The following is an 18,658-nucleotide window of genomic DNA, read 5'->3' as shown; positions in this document are numbered from 1 at the left end:
CAGCGCTCCTGTGCTGCGCCTTCGTGCTCACGGCGGGTGTCGCGTCCGGCTACATGTACAACCGCGACCAGGCCCTGTGGCGGACCCGACTTCCCACCCCGAGGAAATCAGGGCGCGTAGTCGTAGCCGATGGTGAAGCGGGTCGGCAGGCAGGCCTCGGTGTACTCGATGATCCCTTGGTCGTCCGACCAGCGATGCACGAGGGCCAGGATCGGGGTGCCGGGCGCCAGCGCGAGGGCGGAGGCCTCGCGTGGGGTGGCCTCGCGGGCGTGCATGTCGTCGCGCCCGGCAGTGATCTTGCGGCCGGTCGCTTCGAGCACGCGGGCGGTCATGCCGTTGTTGCGGGCCGGGTTGGTGTTGAGGAGGTCCGGGCACAGCGCCGCGAAGTGGGCGGGGTACCAGGAGACGGCGAACATTGTCCGGGCCTTGCCCCGGCCGACGATGTACTCGCGCCGGATGATCTGTGCGCCGCTGTCGAGGTCGAAGAGGTCGGCCACGTACAGCGGCGGAACGACCAGCTCGGCGGCCGTGACGCGGCTGGTCTCGCCGTCCATCAGCGACGACTTCCGGCGGCTGACCCGGGCCAGTCGCTCCTGGCTACTGGCGGTGACCCGGGGATCGTCCGCCACGAAAGTGCCGCGAGGACTGGTACGCACGTAGCCCTCCACCTGGAGGTGCTGCAGCGCACGGGAGACGGTCGCGACGGCTACGCCCCACCGCCCGCAGATCTCCTTGTTGCTGGGCAGCTTCGTGCCCGGTTCCAGCTCGCCGGACAGGATCCGCTGCCGGTAGTGGTCGGCGATGACGGTGTAGGTCTTCGGGGCTCCAGCAGACAAGTCGCTCTCACGCTCCAAGTTCTGACGGGCAGTGAGAGCAGACTAGTTCACTCGGAACCGTAGCGGGTGAAATACGTCACTATTCATCCTGGACTAGTTCACTGACGCTCCGTTGAGAGGGGTTCTCTGTGCGTGTCCGTTCGGGTGGGGGATCGAGGCTGGTTCGGGAGACCGAGGAGATCCGGCGGGAGGCGGCGATGGTGTTCGACGACCTCCAGGCGGTGTTGGCGGCGGTGCGGGTGAAGCTGCCGTCGATGAGGGTCGATTGGGCATCGGTGAGGACCACGGGGGTGGTGGTCATCGAGTTGGGCGGAGCAGCTCCTCGCGAGATCGCCAAGCTGGTCGAGGTGCTGCGGGAGGGAGCCCGGGTCGTGAGCGCGAGAGACGGCTGGGTGCCCGGTGTCGGCGAGACGGTGGCCATCGTGCCTCCGGACTGGGAGATCGGCACGCCGTGGGCGCCCCGGATTCCTGCCGAGGTCGTGGAGGTGATCGACAACCTGGTGACGCTCACCGTCGATGGCAACCTTCGGCTCCGACGTCTCCACCAGGTCGAGCCCTGGACCGCTTGATGAGCACTCCCGGGATGTACACCCCCAGGCCTGGCGATCTGGTTCACGATCGTCGCGCCAATCGCATCGGCGTCGTCATGGATGTCGCCTGCGGGCGGCTCTACCTCCGCCCGCCGGACGGCGGCATCGAGTGGACTGTCGATCCTCGCCACGTCGTTCCGGCGGATTCGGCGGATTCGGAGTAGGAAGTCGGCCGGGGCCGAATTCCTACTCCGTGGGGCGGAGGGCAGCCAGGCTGCGGCGGTACGAGAGAGCGGGGCGGTCACCGAGGAGGATCTCCCCGGTGACCGCGAACGCGTTGTGGGTGAGGACGGCTTGGGAGGCTGGGTTGTCGAGCGTGGTGGCGGCGGTCAGAGAGGTGAGGCCGTAATCCGTGGCGGCGAGGCGGCAGACCTCGGCGACGGCGGCCTTGGCGAGGCCTCGGCCGGCGGCGGATTCGGCGACGCGGTAGCCGAGTTCGGCGGATCCATCGGCGAGGTCGACCAGGTTGATGCGGCCGATGAGGGAGCCGCTCGGATCGAGGATGACGTGGAACCGGCAGGTGCCCTCGGCCTGTTCGGTGAGGAGCCCGGCGTGGCGGGTCGGGAATTCGGCGAAGTAGGCGTCGCCCCGGTCGGGGATGGTGCGGGCGAACCAGGCACGGTTGGCGAGTTCGAAGGCGAGAACGGCGTCGGCGTGGTCGGGGCGGAGGCGTTCGAGGGTCAGCATTCGGCAAGTCTGGTGCGCAGGGCCTCGGTGAACCACTCGAATACCTCGCGCAGGCTCTCCTGGACGGGCCAGCCGTTGATGACGGCCAGCAGCTGCCAGTAGCGCTCGGCGCGCTGATCGTTCGCGGTCTCCAGGCGGGTGAGGAGCCAGCGTCGCAACGCTGCGTCGTCGGGGCGTTCGAAGGTCTCGGCGTAGGCGGCGGTGAGGGCGTCCACGACGGGAGAGGCGTCAGCAGAGCCGGGGGCGACACCGGCGGCCAGCGCCCCGCCGATCACCGACCGTACGGTCCCGGTCAGCGCCACGTGCAGCCCGCCCCGGTCGCCGTCCGCCCGCTCGGCGGCCTGGTGCTCGGCCATCCGCCGCACCGCCGCCCGGAAGTCCGGGTCCTGGACGAGTTCGCCCAGCTCGACCCAGGCCTCGACCTGCTCCGGCCTTGGCTCGTCCGGAAGTTCGGGCATGGCCGAGCGCAGCATGGCGACGAACTCGGGGTTGGCGTCCAGGCCGCCGAAGGTCTCGTCGATGAAGTCGTGGACCAGTCGTCGGCGTTCGACGTCGGAAAGCTTGGCGAGCTTGTGCATGAGTCTCATCTCCTCGGGGCTGGAAGAACGTTGGGCGACCGCGAGCAGCACCGCCCGGCGCAGCCGCAGGGTGCGGATCTGCACCTCCAGCGCCTCCGCGTGCGCGGCGGCGACCTCGTGCAGCGAGGCCTCGCGTTCCAGCACCCGGCGGATCGCGGGCAGGTCCAGCCCGAGTTCGCGCAGCGTGCGGACGAGGTCCAGCCGGGCCAGCGCCCGGACGTCGTAGCGCCGGTAACCGGCCGGGGTGCGGTCGGTGGGCGGCACGAGGCCGGTGTCGGCGTAGAACCGGATCGTCTTGACGGTGAGTCCGGTGCGCCGGGCGAGGTCGCCGATCGAGTAGAGCGGGTCGTTGCCGTCCATGCGGTCCACCTTGGCGTCTCCCCCTACAGGAGACTCAAGCCTCCCTCTAAGGTCTTGACCATGGGTAACACAGAGAACAGCCCCTCGATCCGCGTGCTGCTCGCCGAGGACCAGAGCATGGTCCGCGAGGCGCTGGCGGCGCTGCTCGGGCTGGAGGGGGACATCGACGTCGTCGCCCAGGTGGGCCGCGGGGACGAGGTGGTGGCGGCGGTGCTGGGGAACGACGTGCAGGTCGCCGTGCTGGACATCGAGATGCCGGGCATGACGGGCATCGAGGCGGCCGCCGAGCTGCGCCGCCGAGCGCCCCGGACGAAGGTGGTCATCGCGACGACCTTCGGCCGCCCCGGCTATCTGCGCCGGGCGATGGAGTCCGGCGCGGACGCCTTCCTGGTGAAGGACGCGCCCGCCTCGGAGCTCGCCGAGGCGATCCGCCGGGTGCTGCGCGGCGAGCGGGTGATCGACCCGGTGCTGGCGGCGGCCGCGCTGGCCGAGGGCGCCAACCCGCTGACCCCGCGCGAGCGGGACGTCCTGGGCGCGGCCGCCGACGGCGCGGTGAACGCGGACATCGCCAAGCGGCTGCACCTGTCGGAGGGGACGGTCCGCAACTACCTGTCGATGGCGATCCAGAAGACCGAGGCCCGCAACCGCACCGAGGCGGTCCGGATCGCCCGGGAGAAGGGCTGGCTGTAACCCAGCGGACGATCAGTTGAGCCGGTGCCGGGCCGCCCGGGCCTCCTGGCGGACCTTGGCGGCGCCGTCCGGGTCGAAGGCGTCCAGGATCTGCGCGTAGGCGTCCATCTCCGCCGAGCCGCCGAGGAAGTCCCCCATCCGCACCAGGAGTTCGGCCCGCTCCAGACGCAGTTGGGCGGGGTGCCGGGGGAGCAGCAGGGCGAGCTCGGCGGCCCACAGCTGGGTGCGGGCGTGCTCGGGGCGGTCGGCGGCCCAGACCCGGATGTTGCCAAGCACCCGCAGCACGATGTCCAGCGGCTGGGCCGGCGTGAGCAGGGCGGGGGTGAAGTCGTGCCCGGCGGCGGCGACCAACTGCTCGACGTCGGCGGGGTCGAGCAGCCGGCCGCCGTGGAAGGGGTCGGCGAGCACGTACTCCTCGCCGCCGGCCGGGCCGCCGACCGCGACGATGAAGTGGCCGGGCAGCGCGATGCCGTGGACGGTGAGCCCGGCCCTGCGCCCGACCGCCATCCACACCAGCGAGAGCATGATCGGCAGCCCGCGCCGCCGCCGCAGCACGTCCGGCAGCAGCGAGGACTCCAGCCGCCGGTAGTCGGACTGCCGCCCGTGGAACCGCTCCCGCCCGCCGAGGACGGCGGCGAGCAGGGCGGCGGTCTCCTCCGGCCCGGACGGCGAGCGTTCGGCCACGGCGAGCCGTACCGCCGCGGCGTGCCGGTCCAGCGCGGCCTCGCAGGCGGCGAGCAGGGCGTCCACGCCGGGCGGCTCGCCCGGGTCGCCCGGGTCGAGGACCGGGCCGTGTTCGGCGGCGGCGAGTACGCAGAGCAGCACCGGGTCGGGCTGCTCGGCGCGGGCGGCGGTCCGGAAGCGGTCTCTGCTCTGCTCGGTCACGGTGACGACGACGGCCTTCGTACGACGGACGGACAAGCGGACAAACAAGGGTGTAACGGTCGGGCGGCTACCCCTGGGGCAGGGGCGCGTAGTGGTAAGTGTGACTGGTCGTGAAGCCGAGTCCGTCATAGAGCGCGATCGCACCGTCGTCGCCGGCCTCGACCTGCAGGTACGCGCCGCTCGCGCCCTCCTCGGCCGCCCGGGCGGCGAGCACCGCCATGACCGCCGTCGCCAGCCCCGCCCGCCGGGCGTACGGCTGGACCTCGATCGCGCCGAAGCAGGCCCAGGGCCCGTCGATGACACAGCGTCCGATCGCCAGCGGTGGCTGCCCGGGGGCGCCCGGCACGGTGGCGAACCAGACCGACGGGCCGCCGTGCAGCACCCGCCGGGCCGCCTCCCGCACCGCCGGGTCCTCGCCCAGCCGCCCGTACAGCGACATCCACTGCGCGTCCGCCGTCCGCGAGAGCCGCACCCTGTCGTGCCCGGAGCCGGCCCGGGCCACCCCGGCCAGCGGCGCCGTGCGTACCAGGGTCGGCGAGCGCAGCGGGCCCAGCAGCGCCCGCAGGTCGTCCGTCGTCCCGGGCGTGGCCACCTCGACCAGGGCGGGCAGGCCGCGCGCCGCGTACCAGTCCCGGACGGCGGCCAGCGCCCGCGGCAGCGGCAGCCCCGGGTCCCCGAGCGCCTGGACGGAGTTGGCCCGCCGGGTGAACCCGGCGGCGGCCCGCAGCGTCCACTCGCCGAGCGCCTCCTGCTCGACCCCGGGCCAGCCGCGCGCGGCGATCCGCTGCAGTTCGACGGGTGTGGCGTCCGGACGTGCCGCGCGCCGGGCCGGGAACAGCGGGACGGTCTTGCCCGCGACCAGCAGTTTCTCCGGGAAGGAGACCGGCTCACCCGAGCGCGGTACGATCACGAGTCCTTGATCGTCCCATGATGTGAGCACGCCGATCACATCACGGAACACCGGGCGGCCGTCCACGAACTCCGACACGCGACGCGCGGACACGCGTCGTCCCACGTCAGAGCGATCTATCCGGACTCCCGGACGGCTCTCCAGCGGGTCCCGAGTCATGATCCGGCCACCTCCTGTGCATTTGCGGTCTCAGACCCGCGATACTAGGGGCGGGCATCGACGACGCCGCGCTCACCGCGCACGCGAGCAGAACAGAACGGGCCGCCAGGGCCCTTCCGAGGAGGAACGACAGCGTGACCTACGTCATCGCGCAGCCTTGTGTCGACGTGAAGGACAAGGCGTGCATCGAAGAGTGCCCGGTTGACTGCATCTACGAGGGCAGCCGTTCCCTCTACATCCACCCGGATGAGTGTGTCGACTGTGGCGCTTGCGAGCCGGTCTGCCCGGTCGAGGCGATCTTCTACGAGGACGACACTCCGGAGGAGTGGAAGGACTACTACAAGGCGAACGTCGAGTTCTTCGACGACCTGGGCTCGCCCGGTGGCGCCTCGAAGCTCGGCCTGATCGAGCGGGACCACCCGTTCATCGCCGCTCTGCCGCCGCAGAACGCCGACCACTGACGATCGGTGGCTACTGAGCTGTGAACACGAACAGCACGCGCGCGCCGTTCCCGGGCCACCCGGGGGCGGCGCGCCGCGTTTCGGACAGGCTCCCGGTGTTCCCCTGGGACAAGCTGGAGCCCTACAAGGCCACCGCCCTCGCCCACCCGGGCGGCCTCTGCGACTTCTCGGTCGGCACCCCCGTCGACCCGGTCCCCGAGGTGATCCAGAAGGCGCTGGCCGCCCACACCGACACGCCCGGCTACCCGACCGTCTGGGGACCGCTGGAGCTGCGCGAGGCGATCGCCGGCTGGCTGCACCGCCGCTGCGGCGCGCAGATCGGCCCGCAGGCCGTCCTGCCGACCGTCGGCTCCAAGGAGCTGGTGGCCTGGCTGCCGACCCAGCTCGGCCTCGGCCCGGGCGACCAGGTCGCCTACCCGCGGCTGGCCTACCCGACCTACGAGGTGGGCGCCCGGCTGTGCGGCGCCGAGCCGGTCGAGTACGACTCGGTGGACGAGCTGGACGGCTCCCGGGTGCGCCTGCTCTGGGTGAACTCGCCGTCCAACCCGACCGGCCGGGTGCTCGGGAAGGACGAGCTGCGCCGCGCCGTCGAGTGGGCCCGGGAGCACCGGGCACTGCTGGTCAGCGACGAGTGCTACCTGGAGCTGGGCTGGGAGGCCGACCCGGTCTCCGTCCTGCACCCGGACGTCTGCGGGGACCCCGGCGACGGAACGCAGCACGAGGGCCTGCTGGCCGTCCACTCGCTCTCCAAGCGCTCCAACCTGGCCGGCTACCGCGCCTCCTTCGTGGCGGGCGACCCGGTGGTGGTCAAGGAGCTGCTGGAGGTGCGCAAGCACGGCGGCATGATCGTGCCGGCGCCGGTCCAGGCGGCGACGGTCGCGGCCCTGGCGGACGACGCGCACGTGGCCGAGCAGCGGGAGCGGTACGCGGCCCGGCGCTCGGCGCTGCGGGCGGCGCTGGAGGCGTACGGCTTCCGGGTCGAGCACTCCGAGGCGAGCCTCTACCTGTGGGCGACCCAGGACCGCCCGTGCTGGGAGACCGTGGCCGAACTGGCCCGGCTGGGCATCCTGGTGGCGCCCGGCGACTTCTACGGGCCGGCCGGCGAACGCTTCGTCCGGGTCGCCTTCACCGCGACCGACGAGCGGGTCGCCGCAGCCGTCGAGCGGCTGAACACGGCGCGCTGACGACACGCCGAAGGGGCCGGTGTTCCGAGTGGAACACCGGCCCCTTCGCCATGGGGGCAGGGCGTGTCCTGAGGATCTTCGCCGGGTCCGACAAGACCCGCAGGACACGCCCCGGCGCGTCGGGACTACATCGGCAGGCCGCTGATGCCGCCGCCGTTCACGCCGCCCAGCAGGCCGCTGACCGGGCCGAGGGCGCCGGTCAGGCCGGAGAGCGGGTTGTTCGGGCCGAGGTCGGCGCCGCCGAGGCGGTTGGCCGAGCCGTGCTCCGCGAGGCCCAGGACGTCGGTGCCGGGCAGGTCGCCGGGCAGGGCGTGCTCGACCGAGCCGACCGGCAGCGCGCGCTCCACCGAGCCGAGCGGCAGCGCGTCGGTGACGGCGTTGGTGCCGGGGACGGCGCCGGAGAGCTTGTCGGCGCCGGGCAGCCCCTGGGCGACGGCGCCCGCCTGGCCGAGCCCGCCGACCGGGCCGGCGCCGGCGTCGGCACTGCGGGTACCCATACCCGTGCCCTTGCCGGTGACGGCCTCGCCGAGCTTGCCGGTCAGCCCCGAGGCGACCTTCGGGGTGACGGCGGAGAGCCGGCCGGTGGTGGCGGCGGTCTGGTCGACCGGGGCGGTCAGCGAGCTGGCCTTCTCGTTCGCCGCGGGGAGCTGGTGGGCGACGATGTCACCGGTGGCGTCGGCGGAGGCCGGCACACCCGCGGCGACGGTGGCCGCGCCGGTGGTGCCGGCGGCCTGGCCGAGCTGGTGGGTGGTGTGCTGCAGGCTGGAACCGGTGTCGGTGTTGGTCAGCTGGCCCAGCGGCGCCGCGAGGTCGCTCTTGGGAAGCAGGGCGTCCCCGCCCAGGGCGGACGCGGAGCCGGCCGCGACCAGCGGGGTCGCTCCGGCGGCCACGATGAGCGCGGCCTGGGCGATCCGGCGCGTGAGGGGGTGAGACATGGGGCTCCTCGAAGGGGTCTGGGTCCGTCCCGTCCACCGGGTGGACGACCGGGCCTGGACGGGACCGGGCGGACGAGGTTGTTACCGCTTGAGAAGCCAGAAGGTTTCGGCCGGTGCAAGGAAAGTTCCTGACCGACCATCGGATCGTATGACCACGGCGACGGGGTCCATCGGACCCCGCCGCGCACCGTCGAATCGGCCCCGACCAAGGGAAGTGACGGTTCTCCACCCCGGTTCGCCGGAACGGGCGGTCGGTCCACCGGAGTTGACCAGAATCACCCGTTCGGCGGCAACCCGTACGTCAGTGCGTCAGCTCTTGTCGTACGGGGCCAGGGTGACCTGAACGAGCTTGGTCGACGTCCCCGAGGTCTGGGTCTGCCAGCCGTCCTCGGACTTGGTCTTGCGCCAGATCTTCCCGTCGTAGGCCACGGTCGCGATGCCCAACTGCTGGGCCTGCGCGACCGCCCAGTGGGCCACCTCCCAGCCGCTGGCCCGCTCCGCGCTCGCCCCGGCGTCGGCCCCGGCGTCGGCCGAGGAGGTCAGCGCCGCGGCGGCCGGGTCCGGGGTCAGCGAGACCGCGTTCTCGGCGCCCTTGATCGTCGAGGTGTAGCCGGTGGCCGGGGTCACGGTCCGGCCGAACTCCCGGCGCACCCGGTCGGACAGCACCTGGGCGCGGTCCGGCTGCGCGGCCGGGGCCGCCGTGGCGCCCGCGGTCGGCGACGGCGAGTCGGCCGGGTCCGGCTTGGCATAGTCGTGCACCACGCAGCTGAAGGAGCCCGGCTCACGCCCGGCCAGCGCCGAGGTCAGCAGGGTCGCCTTGGTCTCGTGCTTGGCGTACGCCTGCGGGTAGCCGCTCTTCTGCACCGCCTGGGCCGCGTCGGTCAGCGGCATCCGGGTGTAGCCGTTGACCTTGACCAGACCGTCCAGGAACTTGTTGGTCGCGTACACCGGGTCCGCGATCTGCGCCGGGGTGCCCCAGCCCATCGAGGGACGCTGCTGGAACAGACCGATCGAGTCCCGGTCGCCGCCCGCGAGGTTGCGCAGCTTGGACTCCTGCATGGCGGTCGCCAGCGAGATCGCGGTCGCCCGGTCCGGCAGCCCGCGCGAACGCGCCACCGCGGCGATCGTCGCGGCGTTGGCGGCCTGCGGCAGCTCCAGCGTGCCGCTGCCGGCCGCGGTCTTCACCGAGCACTCCTCCGAGACGCCCGGCCGGAACCCGAACCACCAGATCCCGACCACCGCCAGGCCCGCGACCATCGCCAGGCCGAGCAGCCCGACCAGCACGAGCAACAGCGCGCGCACCGGACCGCGGCGGCGGGGCGCCGCTTCGTCGCCCAGCTCCTCGCCCAGCTCCTCGCTGTTCCTTCTCCTGGCCACCCTCGCCCCTCTCGCGCCCGCCTTCTTGATCCGACACCGTACCCACTCGGACGGGTGTGCGGCGTACTCCGGTTGCCGATCCGGGTACCTTCTGTGTCACAGAACGCCCACACGAGCCGCACATCCACGCGGATAGGCTGACGCCATGAGCAGCCCGAACCCGACGCCCCTGGACCTCACTCTCGACGGCGGCGCGCTGACCGCCCGACTCGTCGACTTCCCCTCGGTGAGCGGCGACGAGCAGGCACTCGCCGACGCCGTGGAGACCGCCCTGCGCGGCTACCCGCACCTCACCGTGGACCGCTACGGCAACAACGTGGTCGCCCGCACCGACCTCGGCCGCGGTGAGCGCGTCGTGCTGGCCGGCCACCTGGACACCGTGCCGATCGCCGACAACCTGCCCTCGTACGTCGAGGGGGACCTGCTCTACGGCTGCGGCACCTCGGACATGAAGTCCGGCGTGGCCGTCGCGCTGCGCCTGGCCGCCACCCTGACGGAGCCCAACCGCGACCTCACCTACGTGTTCTACGACTGCGAGGAGGTGGAGGCCCACCGCAACGGCCTCGGCCACCTCGCCAAGGACCGCCCGGAGTGGCTGGCCGCCGACTTCGCGGTGCTGATGGAGCCCAGCGACGCCGTGGTCGAGGGCGGCTGCCAGGGCACCCTGCGGGCGCAGATCCGGCTCACCGGTGTGCGCGCCCACGCGGCCCGCAGCTGGCTCGGCGACAACGCCATCCACCATGCCGCCGAGGTGCTCACCCGGCTCGCCGACTACCAGCCGCGCCGGGTGGAGATCGACGGCCTGGAGTACCGCGAGGGCCTCAACGCGGTGCGGATCGACGGCGGCGTGGCCGGCAACGTGATCCCGGACGAGTGCGTGATCACGATCAACTTCCGCTACGCGCCGGACCGCAGCGAGGCCGAGGCGGAGAAGCACGTGCGCGAGGTCTTCGACGGTTTCGAGCTGACCGTGACCGACTTCGCCGCGGGCGCCCTGCCCGGCCTCTCCCAGCCGGCCGCGCAGGCCTTCCTGGCGGCCACCGGCGGCCAGGCCCGGGCCAAGTTCGGCTGGACCGACGTCGCCCGGTTCAGCGCGCTCGGCGTCCCGGCGGTCAACTACGGCCCCGGCGACCCGAACTTCGCGCACAAGCGGGACGAGCACTGCTCGCTGACCGCCATCGCCGAGACCGAGGCCCGGCTGCGCGCCTGGCTGACCAGCTGATCCGCGCCGGTTCGGGGTTCGACGCCCGCTTGGACCGGCAGCTGAACGCCACCTTCCGGTCGCCCAACCGACCTTCCTCCGTTGCCTGAAAACGGGGGAAGGTCGGCGTAGGGTTTCGTCATGACAGGCACAGGAGACGACAAGCACTACGGACACGGCCCCGAGCAGGTCGGCGTGCCGCGGAAGAAGAAGGCCTGGCCCGAGAAGCAGAAGGGCCCGGTGCTGGTGCGCCGGGACCAGGTCGGCACGAGCACCACGGACCAGCGCCTGCTGGACACCACCGGTCCCACCGACTGGCTGCACACCGACCCCTGGCGGGTGCTGCGGATCACCTCCGAGTTCGTCGAGGGCTTCGGCGCCCTCGCCGAACTCCCGCCCGCGATCAGCGTCTTCGGCTCCGCCCGGACCTCGGTCGACTCGCCCGAGTACGAGGCCGGGGTGGCCATCGGCCGGGCCCTGGCCGAGGCCGGCTACGCGGTGATCACCGGCGGCGGCCCGGGCGCCATGGAGGCCGCCAACCGCGGCGCCTCGGAGGCCGGCGGGCTGAGCGTCGGGCTCGGCATCGAGCTGCCCTTCGAGCAGGGCCTCAACGAGTTCGTCGACCTCGGGCTGAACTTCCGTTACTTCTTCGTCCGCAAGACGATGTTCGTGAAGTACGCCCAGGGCTTCGTGGTCCTGCCCGGCGGGCTCGGCACGCTGGACGAGCTGTTCGAGGCGCTCACCCTGGTGCAGACGAAGAAGGTCACCCGTTTCCCGGTGATCCTCTACGGCAGCGCCTACTGGGGCGGCCTCTACGAGTGGCTGAAGAACACCCTGGTCGAGCAGGGCAAGGCGGCCCCGCACGACCTGGAGCTGTTCCACATCACCGACGAGATCGACGAGGTCATGAAGATCCTCGCCGACGCCCGCCGGCCCGCCGACGAGATCTAGGGCGAGCCGAGCGCCAAATAGAGCACGACAAGCGAGGCACGAGCGCCGGAGCGACGAACGTCGGCACCGGGTCCGAGCGCCGAATAGAGGTGCCTAGGCCAGCCCCCGGCGGGCGACCGCCGGGGGGCGGGTGCCCCGGATCGAGGCGACCATGTCCAGCACCTGGCGGGTCTGCGCGACCTGGTGCACCCGGTACACCTGCGCGCCCAGCCAGGCCGAGACCGCCGTGGTGGCCAGGGTGCCGAGCAGCCGCTCGTTCACCGGCTTGTCCAGGGTCTCGCCGACGAAGTCCTTGTTGGAGAGCGAGACCAGCACCGGGAAGCCGGTCGCGGTCATCTCCGGCAGCCGCCGGGTGGCCTCCAGCGAGTGCCGGGTGTTCTTGCCGAAGTCGTGCCCCGGGTCGATGATCACCGCGTCCCGGCGGACGCCCAGCCCCACCGCCCGCTCGGCCAGCCCGACGGTCACCCGCAGGATGTCCGCCATCACGTCCTCGTACCCGACCCGGTGCGGCCGGGTGCGCGGCTCGGCGCCGCCCGCGTGGGTGCAGACCAGCCCGACGTCGTACCGGGCGGCCACCTCGGCGAGCTTCGGGTCCACCCCGCCCCAGGCGTCGTTCAGCAGGTCCGCGCCCACCTCGCAGACCGCCTCGCCGACCTCGTGCCGCCAGGTGTCCACGCTGATCACCGCGTCGGGGTGGCGCTTGCGCAGCTCGGCCACGAAGGGGACGGTGCGCCGCAGCTCCTCCTCGACCGTGACCTCGTCGCCGGGACCGGCCTTCACCCCGCCGATGTCCAGGATCGCCGCGCCCTCGGCCATCGCGCGGTCGGCGGCGGCGAACGCGGCCTCGTCGGCGAAGGTCGCGCCCTTGTCGAAGAACGAGTCCGGCGTCCGGTTCACGATCGCCATGATCACCAGCTCGTCGTCACCGAATTCGCGCGGTCCCAGGCGCAGTGCCACCGATGTCTCCTCCACAGCTCCTGCGGGTGCGATGATGGCCCCCGGCCTCACTAGGGACCATGCTGTCATGATCAGTCTGGTTCCCTGGCACTTGATCGAGGACCGGCCGGGAGTTCGGGAGGACAGCTCGTGTTCTGGGTGATCGTGGTCGCCATGGCCGTGGTGGTCGGCGGCGCCGCGTTGGTGGCGCTGGGCGGGGGCGGCTCGATGCCGGAGGCGGTGCCGGACCGCATCGCCGCGCGGCTGCCGCAGGACCGACCGCTGAGCAAGGCGGACGTGGACGACCTGCGCCTGCCGATGGCCGTGCGCGGCTACCGGATGGACGAGGTGGACGACGTCCTGGACCGCCTCGGCGCCGAACTCGCCTACCGCGACTCGCGGATCGCCGAGCTGGAGGCCGCCGCCCACCTGCGCGGCGCGGTCGAGGCCACCACCGCCCCGGACGCCGAACCGCTGCCCGGTCTGGAGGAGTTCGCCAAGGTGGTCCAGCCCGCCGCGGTGCCCGCCAAGGCCCCCGAGGACGCGAAGCCGGGGACGGAGCAGTGACCGACGTCGCGGAGGGCGCGGTGCTCGGCGCGGACGGCCTGCGCCGCTGCGGCTGGGGCGACTCGACCGACGACTATCGCGTCTACCACGACACCGAGTGGGGCCGCCCGGTGCACGGCGACGACGCCCTGTTCGAGCGGGTCTGCCTGGAGGCCTTCCAGTCCGGCCTGTCCTGGCTGACCATCCTGCGTCGCCGCGAGGGCTTCTGGGCCGCGTTCGCCGGCTTCGAGATCGCCGAGGTCGCCGAGTTCGGCGAGGCGGACAAGGAGCGGCTGCTCGCCGACGCGGGCATCATCCGCAACCGGGCCAAGATCGAGGCGGCGATCGCCAACGCCAAGGTCGCCCGCGACCTGGACGGCGGCCTGGACGCGCTGATCTGGCGGTTCGCCGCCGACCCGGCCCGGCCGGCCCCCCGCACACCGGCGGAGGTGCCGGCCGTCACGCCCGAGTCGACGGCGCTGGCGAAGGCGTTGAAGAAGGCGGGCTTCCGCTTCGTCGGCCCGACCACCGCCTACGCCCTGATGCAGGCCTGCGGTCTGGTCGACGACCACCTGGCGGACTGCCACGTCCGCACCGGCGAGAAGCGGAAGCGCTGAGCCTCGGGGCGTGTCCTGCGGATCTTCGCCGGGTCCGACAAGACCCACAGGACGCGCCCTAGCGGCCGACGTACTTCGGCTTCTCCTTGGCGATGAAGGCGCGCACCGCGATCCGGTGATCCTCGCTCTCGCCGGCCAGGGTCTGCAGCTCGTCCTCCTTGTCGAGCAGTTCGTCCAGCGAGTGCGAAGCGCCGTACGCCAGCGACGCCTTGATGGCGCCGTAGGCCACGGTCGGCCCCTCGGCCAGCTCGCGGGCGAAGACCCGTGCGGTGGCGGCGAGTTCCTCGGCCGGCACCACCTTGGTGGCCAGGCCCAGCTCCATCGCCTCGGCGGCCTTGACCGTCCGGGGCAGCATCAGCAGCTCGGTGGCCTTGGCGTGGCCGACCAGCCGGGGCAGCGTCCAGGAGGCGCCCGAGTCGGCGGTCAGGCCGATCCCGGCGAAGGCGGTGTTGAAGCCGGCCCGGTCGGAGAGGATCCGGAAGTCGCAGGCGAAGGCGAGTGAGGCGCCCGCGCCGGCCGCCACCCCGCCGACCGCGGCCACGGTCGGCTTGCGCATCCCGGCCAGCGCCCGGGTCAGCGGGTTGTAGTGCTCGGCGACGGTCCGCAGCGCGCCCTCACCGGTCTCCTCGTACCGCTTCAGCAGCGCCAGGTGCTCGTTCAGGTCCTGCCCGACGCAGAACGCCCGCTCGCCCGCGCCGGTCAGCAGCACCGCCCGCACGGCCGGGTCCGCGGCCGCCTCGGTCACGGTGTCGCGCAGGGCGACCTTGGTGGCGACGTCCAGGGCGTTCATCGCCTCCGGGCGGTTGATGGTGATGACGGCCAGGCCGCCGTCCAGCTCGTACAGCACGGAATCGGACATGGGCGAGGGCTCCCTAAACGATCGTCGTCGGTGGTTGTGCCAGGATGCCGGAGCACACGGCGGGCTGGGGAGTGTGAGGTATCGCACCTTCCGGCGGTGACGGCAAGGTCGCCACGCCGGGGCTTATGACGCCAATTGCGGCGGTTGGAGCCGGTCCGGCCGATGTTGCACCGAGAGTGATGTTGGTCATCAGGCCGTGGCATGCGGGATAATGGCTTCCGATCAATGCGTTCGATACCGGCGGTGGACGGACTGCCGGTGCGTAGCTGAGCGGTTGCAGGAAGGGGAACGAGCATGGCGGCCATGAAGCCGCGGACGGGTGACGGCCCGCTCGAAGTCACCAAAGAGGGGCGGGGCATCATCATGCGCGTTCCGCTCGAAGGCGGCGGACGCCTCGTGGTGGAGCTCACGCCTGACGAGGCTGAAGCCCTCGGCGACGCCCTCATGAAGGTTGTGGGCTGACCGCAGCGGGTGCTCGCCATCTCCTGGAGATGTGCTGCCGGGCCCGGGTACGACGTCATGTCGGCCCGGGCCCGCGCGTTCTGCGGGGCCGCTAGCGCTTCACGGCGCAGAGCAGCCCGTCGGAGACCGGCAGCAGCGCGGGCAGCAGCGCGTCGCTCTCCCGTACGTCCCGGACCAAGTCCCGCACCGCGCCGGTCTGCGGGTCCTGCAGCTCAGGCTCGGCCAGCCGGCCCTCCTGGAAGACCCCTTCGAAGCAGACCATCCCGCCCGGCCGCAGCAGCCGCAGAGCCTCCGACAGGTACTCCCGGGACTCGGCCGGATCGCCGTCGCAGAACACCAGGTCGTACTGGCCGTCGGCGAGCCGGGGCAGCACCTCCAGCGCCCGGCCGGGTATGAACCGGGAGCGGTTGGCCGCGAACCCGGCGGCCTGGTAGGCCTCACGGGCCAGTTGCTGGCGCACCGGCTCGGAGTCCACCGTGGTGAGCACGCCGTCCGGCCGCATCCCGCGCAGCAGGTAGACGCCGGACACACCGGTGCCGGTGCCGATCTCGGCCACCGCCTTGGCGTCCAGCGCCGCGGCCAGCAGCCGCAGGCACGCCCCGCCGCTCGGCCCGATGGCCCGTATCCCGGTCCGCGCGGACTGCGCCCGGGCGTAGGTCAGCACCGCGTCCTCGCCCACGTAGGTGTCGGCGAGGGCCGCGCGCGCGGGCCCGAAGTCGCTGATGGCTGCCTCTTTCGGAGCCCCGGGCGGCGGCCCGGTGCCGAGGGATGTCGATATTTCCTGCCACAGATTACTGGCCGGGCGGGAACCGCGTACGGCGGCGGGCCGTTGTCACTGAGGACCGGGTGCGGGAGACCCCCCGGGCACTTTTATCCGGGCTTGACGGGTGAGGTGGATATGGTGGTGGCCCTGCTGGGCAGAAGAGCCGACCGAGGAGGTGTGGCCGAGGGCGACGTCCCTGTGCGGCGGCACTCCCGCGGCACCGCGTCGGCCCGTACGCCGAAGCCCGTGATGAACCAGCCTGCGCACTCCGACCTGGACCCCGCCGCCGCCGAGACGCCGGCCGCCGGTACCACCGTGGCCCCCACCCTCGCGACCTTCGCCGAGGGCCCCGACGCGCAGAGCTGGACTCCGCCGACGTGGGAGGAGATCGTCGAGGCGCACAGCGCCCGCGTCTACCGCCTCGCGTACCGGCTGACGGGCAACCAGCACGACGCCGAGGACCTCACCCAGGAGGTCTTCGTCCGGGTGTTCCGTTCGCTGTCGACCTACACCCCCGGCACGTTCGAGGGCTGGTTGCACCGGATCACCACCAACCTGTTCCTGGACATGGTCCGCCGCCGCCAGCGCATCCGCTTCGACGCGCTCGGCGAGGACGCGGCCGAGCGGCTCGCCTCCCGCGAGCCCAGCCCGGCCCAGCACTTCAGCGACACCCACTTCGACGCCGACGTGCAGCACGCCCTGGACACCCTCGCCCCGGAGTTCCGCGCCGCCGTGGTGCTCTGCGACATCGAGGGCCTGTCCTACGAGGAGATCGCCGCCACGCTGGGCGTCAAGCTCGGCACCGTCCGCAGCCGCATCCACCGCGGCCGCTCGCATCTGCGCGCCGCGCTCAAGCACCGCGCCCCCGGCCAGGTCCCCGGCCGTGAGCGCCGCGGTGGCTCGGAGGAGCCGGTGCCGGTGGGCGCCGTCGCCGCCGAGGCCGCGGCTGAGCCGGGTGGGCGTGGACGGAGGCGATCGTGAGCGGAGCCAGCCGGTCCGGTCCGGAACGGTCGGAGGCGTCCGACCGGCCCCAGACCTGGCGGAGCTGGGCGCTGGGCCGCCGGGGCAGTGACGACCCCGGTGAGCCGCTGCCGCCCGCCCTCCCGCTGCCGGGCGACACGGCGCTGCGCGCGGTGCCGGTACGCCCCGTGGAGCCCGCCGCCGAGGAACACCACCTGGGCGACCGCCTGTCCGCCTTCCTGGACGGCGAGCTCGGGCACGACTCGCGTGAGCGGGTCCAGGCCCATCTGGCCACCTGTCCGCAGTGCAAGGCCGAGGCCGACGAGGGCCGCGCCGTCAAGCACCTGCTGACCCGCACCGACACCCCCGGCCCGTCCACCTCGCTGATGGCCCGGCTGATGGCCGTCGGCAACCTGCCGGAGGACGCCCCGACGGACGGCGGCTGGCCGGGTGACCGCGGCCGGCGCGACGACGACGACCTGCCCGGCGGCGGGGTCGCCGCCACCGGCACGCTCGGCGGCAGCCGGCTCACCGGCGGCTCCTTCGGCCGCGGCGCCGGCGCCTCCTTCGGCGCGGGCGCGCTCGGCGCCGACACCCCGGTGCCCGGGGTCGACCCGCGTGCCTTCGGCCGTGGCTCGGTGCTGCGGCCCCTGATGGGCCGGCGCACCGGCCATCCGGAGTCCGCCGACCGCACCGCCGCCCGGCCGCAGCCGGCCGCGGCCGCCATCCGCCCCTCCGCGCGCGGGCGCCGCCTGGTGTTCGCCGCCGCGGGCGCCTTCTCCGTCGCCGCGGTGACGCTCGGCGGCGTCGGCGGGCTCGCCCAGGGCGAGGACCAGCACGGCACCACGGTCAGCCCGATCGGAGGCAGCGGCACCACCGGGCGCAGCGGCCTGGTCCCGATGACCGCGCAGATCCAGGTGGACTTCCCGGGCCGCCCGGTCGCCGCCACCCGCGGGGCGAGCCCGTCCTCCTCGTCGGAGCGCTACCCGGGCACCATCGCGGCCCTTCGCCAGCAGGTCCGCTAGCGAACACCCCGCCTTCGGGCCCGGCCACCGGCTGGTCTTTACCACGGCTTCATCGCAGCGTGGACCAGGGACCCGCCGGTGGCCATTACTCTGGAGGAACCGTCGTCCGGCGAGCTAGGGAGCAAAGGTGTTCAGCGACGTAGGCGGGCTGGAGATCCTGACCCTGATCGTGATGGCGATCATCATCTTCGGCCCCGACAAGCTCCCGAAGCTGATCCAGGACACCATGGGCTTCATCCGCAAGGTCCGCTCCTTCGCCGACAACGCGAAGGAGGACATCCGCAGCGAGCTGGGCCCCGAGTTCAAGGACTTCGAGTTCGAGGACCTCAACCCCAAGACCTTCGTCCGCAAGCAGCTCATGGGCGGCGAGGAGGACCCGCTGGGCCTCAAGGACATGAAGGACTCGCTCGACATCCGCTCCGTCCTGGACGACAAGCCCGGGGCGCCGGTGAACGGCCGGGCGGGCAGCGTGGGTTTCGAGAAGGCCGCCCCGGCGGCCGCCTACACCGGCGCCCCGCTGCAGCCCGGCGAGCGTCCCCCGTTCGACCCCGACGCGACGTAGGGCCTGTCCGACCGGTCCGTGGTGGGTCCGACAAAACCCACCGACCGGCCCTGCGGCCTCCGGCCGGAACTCGACGCCACCGCTCCGCCCGGCCGCCCGGCTGAGCGGGGCAGCGGCATCCACG

The 18,658-nt window shown here is 72.8% G+C and carries 22 protein-coding genes; 12 read left to right on the top strand and 10 right to left on the bottom strand.

What is annotated here, in order from left to right; all coding sequences use genetic code 11:
* Positions 1-107 precede the first annotated feature (107 nt).
* A complete protein-coding gene (locus ABZW30_RS20375; protein ID WP_355672522.1) occupies positions 108-836 on the bottom strand; it encodes a GntR family transcriptional regulator in 729 nt (242 codons plus the stop codon).
* A gap of 197 nt (positions 837-1,033) precedes the next feature.
* Here ABZW30_RS20375 and ABZW30_RS20370 point away from each other — a divergent pair, with 197 nt between their 5' ends.
* Complete coding sequence (locus ABZW30_RS20370; protein WP_355672521.1) at positions 1,034-1,405, top strand: hypothetical protein; 372 nt, start codon at positions 1,034-1,036, stop codon at positions 1,403-1,405.
* Between the two features lie 207 nt (positions 1,406-1,612).
* On the opposite strand, the gene ABZW30_RS20365 is transcribed toward ABZW30_RS20370, so the two are convergent.
* Positions 1,613-2,113 (bottom strand): GNAT family N-acetyltransferase, encoded by a 501-nt coding sequence (locus ABZW30_RS20365; protein WP_355672520.1) that lies wholly within the window; start codon positions 2,111-2,113, stop codon positions 1,613-1,615.
* Complete coding sequence (locus ABZW30_RS20360) at positions 2,107-3,051, bottom strand: MerR family transcriptional regulator (protein ID WP_355672519.1); 945 nt, start codon at positions 3,049-3,051, stop codon at positions 2,107-2,109. The genes ABZW30_RS20365 and ABZW30_RS20360 overlap by 7 nt, the downstream gene beginning before the upstream one ends.
* Before the next feature lie 60 nt (positions 3,052-3,111).
* Here ABZW30_RS20360 and ABZW30_RS20355 point away from each other — a divergent pair, with 60 nt between their 5' ends.
* On the top strand, positions 3,112-3,741 hold the full coding sequence (locus tag ABZW30_RS20355; RefSeq protein ID WP_355672518.1) for a response regulator transcription factor: 630 nt from the start codon (positions 3,112-3,114) through the stop codon (positions 3,739-3,741).
* Positions 3,742-3,753: 12 nt separating this feature from the next.
* Here the strand turns inward: ABZW30_RS20355 and ABZW30_RS20350 are convergent, their stop codons facing one another.
* Both ABZW30_RS20350 and ABZW30_RS20345 read right to left on the bottom strand, forming a co-directional pair.
* Positions 3,754-4,626 carry a transglutaminase-like domain-containing protein gene (locus ABZW30_RS20350; protein ID WP_355672531.1) on the bottom strand — a complete coding sequence of 291 codons (873 nt, stop codon included), beginning with the start codon at positions 4,624-4,626 and terminating at the stop codon, positions 3,754-3,756.
* Between the two features lie 67 nt (positions 4,627-4,693).
* Complete coding sequence (locus tag ABZW30_RS20345) at positions 4,694-5,695, bottom strand: GNAT family N-acetyltransferase (RefSeq protein WP_355672517.1); 1,002 nt, start codon at positions 5,693-5,695, stop codon at positions 4,694-4,696.
* A gap of 134 nt (positions 5,696-5,829) precedes the next feature.
* On the opposite strand from ABZW30_RS20345, the gene fdxA reads away from it, so the two are divergent.
* Together fdxA and dapC are read left to right on the top strand one after the other, a co-directional pair.
* Positions 5,830-6,156, top strand: coding sequence for a ferredoxin (gene fdxA, locus ABZW30_RS20340; protein ID WP_350511846.1), 327 nt, complete (start codon positions 5,830-5,832; stop codon positions 6,154-6,156).
* A 20-nt stretch (positions 6,157-6,176) separates the two neighbouring features.
* The gene (dapC, locus tag ABZW30_RS20335) at positions 6,177-7,340 is read left to right on the top strand and encodes a succinyldiaminopimelate transaminase (RefSeq protein WP_355672516.1); all 1,164 of its coding nucleotides are present in this window, start codon (positions 6,177-6,179) and stop codon (positions 7,338-7,340) included.
* A 125-nt stretch (positions 7,341-7,465) separates the two neighbouring features.
* Here dapC and ABZW30_RS20330 read toward each other — a convergent pair whose 3' ends face one another.
* Both ABZW30_RS20330 and ABZW30_RS20325 read right to left on the bottom strand, forming a co-directional pair.
* Positions 7,466-8,275 carry a hypothetical protein gene (locus ABZW30_RS20330; protein WP_355672533.1) on the bottom strand — a complete coding sequence of 270 codons (810 nt, stop codon included), beginning with the start codon at positions 8,273-8,275 and terminating at the stop codon, positions 7,466-7,468.
* Between the two features lie 309 nt (positions 8,276-8,584).
* On the bottom strand, positions 8,585-9,652 hold the full coding sequence (locus ABZW30_RS20325) for a hypothetical protein (RefSeq protein ID WP_355672515.1): 1,068 nt from the start codon (positions 9,650-9,652) through the stop codon (positions 8,585-8,587).
* A gap of 145 nt (positions 9,653-9,797) precedes the next feature.
* Between ABZW30_RS20325 and dapE the strand changes: the two genes are divergently transcribed.
* Both dapE and ABZW30_RS20315 read left to right on the top strand, forming a co-directional pair.
* Positions 9,798-10,874: a succinyl-diaminopimelate desuccinylase gene (gene dapE / locus ABZW30_RS20320; protein ID WP_355672514.1), complete on the top strand. Its 1,077-nt coding sequence runs from the start codon at positions 9,798-9,800 to the stop codon at positions 10,872-10,874.
* 120 nt (positions 10,875-10,994) lie between these two features.
* Positions 10,995-11,804, top strand: a complete 810-nt coding sequence (locus ABZW30_RS20315) for a TIGR00730 family Rossman fold protein (RefSeq protein ID WP_355672513.1) — start codon at positions 10,995-10,997, stop codon at positions 11,802-11,804.
* 93 nt (positions 11,805-11,897) lie between these two features.
* Here ABZW30_RS20315 and folP read toward each other — a convergent pair whose 3' ends face one another.
* A complete protein-coding gene (folP, locus tag ABZW30_RS20310; protein WP_355672530.1) occupies positions 11,898-12,710 on the bottom strand; it encodes a dihydropteroate synthase in 813 nt (270 codons plus the stop codon).
* A 180-nt stretch (positions 12,711-12,890) separates the two neighbouring features.
* Between folP and ABZW30_RS20305 the strand changes: the two genes are divergently transcribed.
* On the top strand, positions 12,891-13,307 hold the full coding sequence (locus ABZW30_RS20305) for a DivIVA domain-containing protein (RefSeq protein WP_355672512.1): 417 nt from the start codon (positions 12,891-12,893) through the stop codon (positions 13,305-13,307).
* Complete coding sequence (locus ABZW30_RS20300; protein ID WP_355672511.1) at positions 13,304-13,903, top strand: DNA-3-methyladenine glycosylase I; 600 nt, start codon at positions 13,304-13,306, stop codon at positions 13,901-13,903. Before ABZW30_RS20305 ends, ABZW30_RS20300 begins: the two co-directional genes overlap by 4 nt.
* Before the next feature lie 58 nt (positions 13,904-13,961).
* Here the strand turns inward: ABZW30_RS20300 and ABZW30_RS20295 are convergent, their stop codons facing one another.
* On the bottom strand, positions 13,962-14,762 hold the full coding sequence (locus ABZW30_RS20295; RefSeq protein WP_355672510.1) for an enoyl-CoA hydratase-related protein: 801 nt from the start codon (positions 14,760-14,762) through the stop codon (positions 13,962-13,964).
* A 294-nt stretch (positions 14,763-15,056) separates the two neighbouring features.
* Here ABZW30_RS20295 and ABZW30_RS20290 point away from each other — a divergent pair, with 294 nt between their 5' ends.
* Positions 15,057-15,224 carry a DUF3117 domain-containing protein gene (locus ABZW30_RS20290; protein WP_355672509.1) on the top strand — a complete coding sequence of 56 codons (168 nt, stop codon included), beginning with the start codon at positions 15,057-15,059 and terminating at the stop codon, positions 15,222-15,224.
* Positions 15,225-15,315: 91 nt separating this feature from the next.
* Here the strand turns inward: ABZW30_RS20290 and ABZW30_RS20285 are convergent, their stop codons facing one another.
* On the bottom strand, positions 15,316-15,948 hold the full coding sequence (locus ABZW30_RS20285; RefSeq protein WP_355672529.1) for an O-methyltransferase: 633 nt from the start codon (positions 15,946-15,948) through the stop codon (positions 15,316-15,318).
* Positions 15,949-16,122: 174 nt separating this feature from the next.
* Here ABZW30_RS20285 and sigE point away from each other — a divergent pair, with 174 nt between their 5' ends.
* The 3 genes from sigE (at position 16,123) to ABZW30_RS20270 (ending at position 18,534) form a co-directional block, all read left to right on the top strand.
* The gene (sigE, locus tag ABZW30_RS20280; RefSeq protein WP_355672528.1) at positions 16,123-16,968 is read left to right on the top strand and encodes an RNA polymerase sigma factor SigE; all 846 of its coding nucleotides are present in this window, start codon (positions 16,123-16,125) and stop codon (positions 16,966-16,968) included.
* Complete coding sequence (locus ABZW30_RS20275) at positions 16,965-17,972, top strand: zf-HC2 domain-containing protein (RefSeq protein WP_355672508.1); 1,008 nt, start codon at positions 16,965-16,967, stop codon at positions 17,970-17,972. The genes sigE and ABZW30_RS20275 overlap by 4 nt, the downstream gene beginning before the upstream one ends.
* Before the next feature lie 127 nt (positions 17,973-18,099).
* Positions 18,100-18,534, top strand: a complete 435-nt coding sequence (locus ABZW30_RS20270) for a sec-independent translocase (protein ID WP_355672507.1) — start codon at positions 18,100-18,102, stop codon at positions 18,532-18,534.
* Positions 18,535-18,658: the final 124 nt, after the last annotated feature.

Source organism: Kitasatospora sp. NPDC004669 (genome assembly GCF_040609455.1).
Lineage (GTDB): Bacteria > Actinomycetota > Actinomycetes > Streptomycetales > Streptomycetaceae > Kitasatospora.
This window is presented reverse-complemented; position numbering and strand designations above follow the sequence as displayed.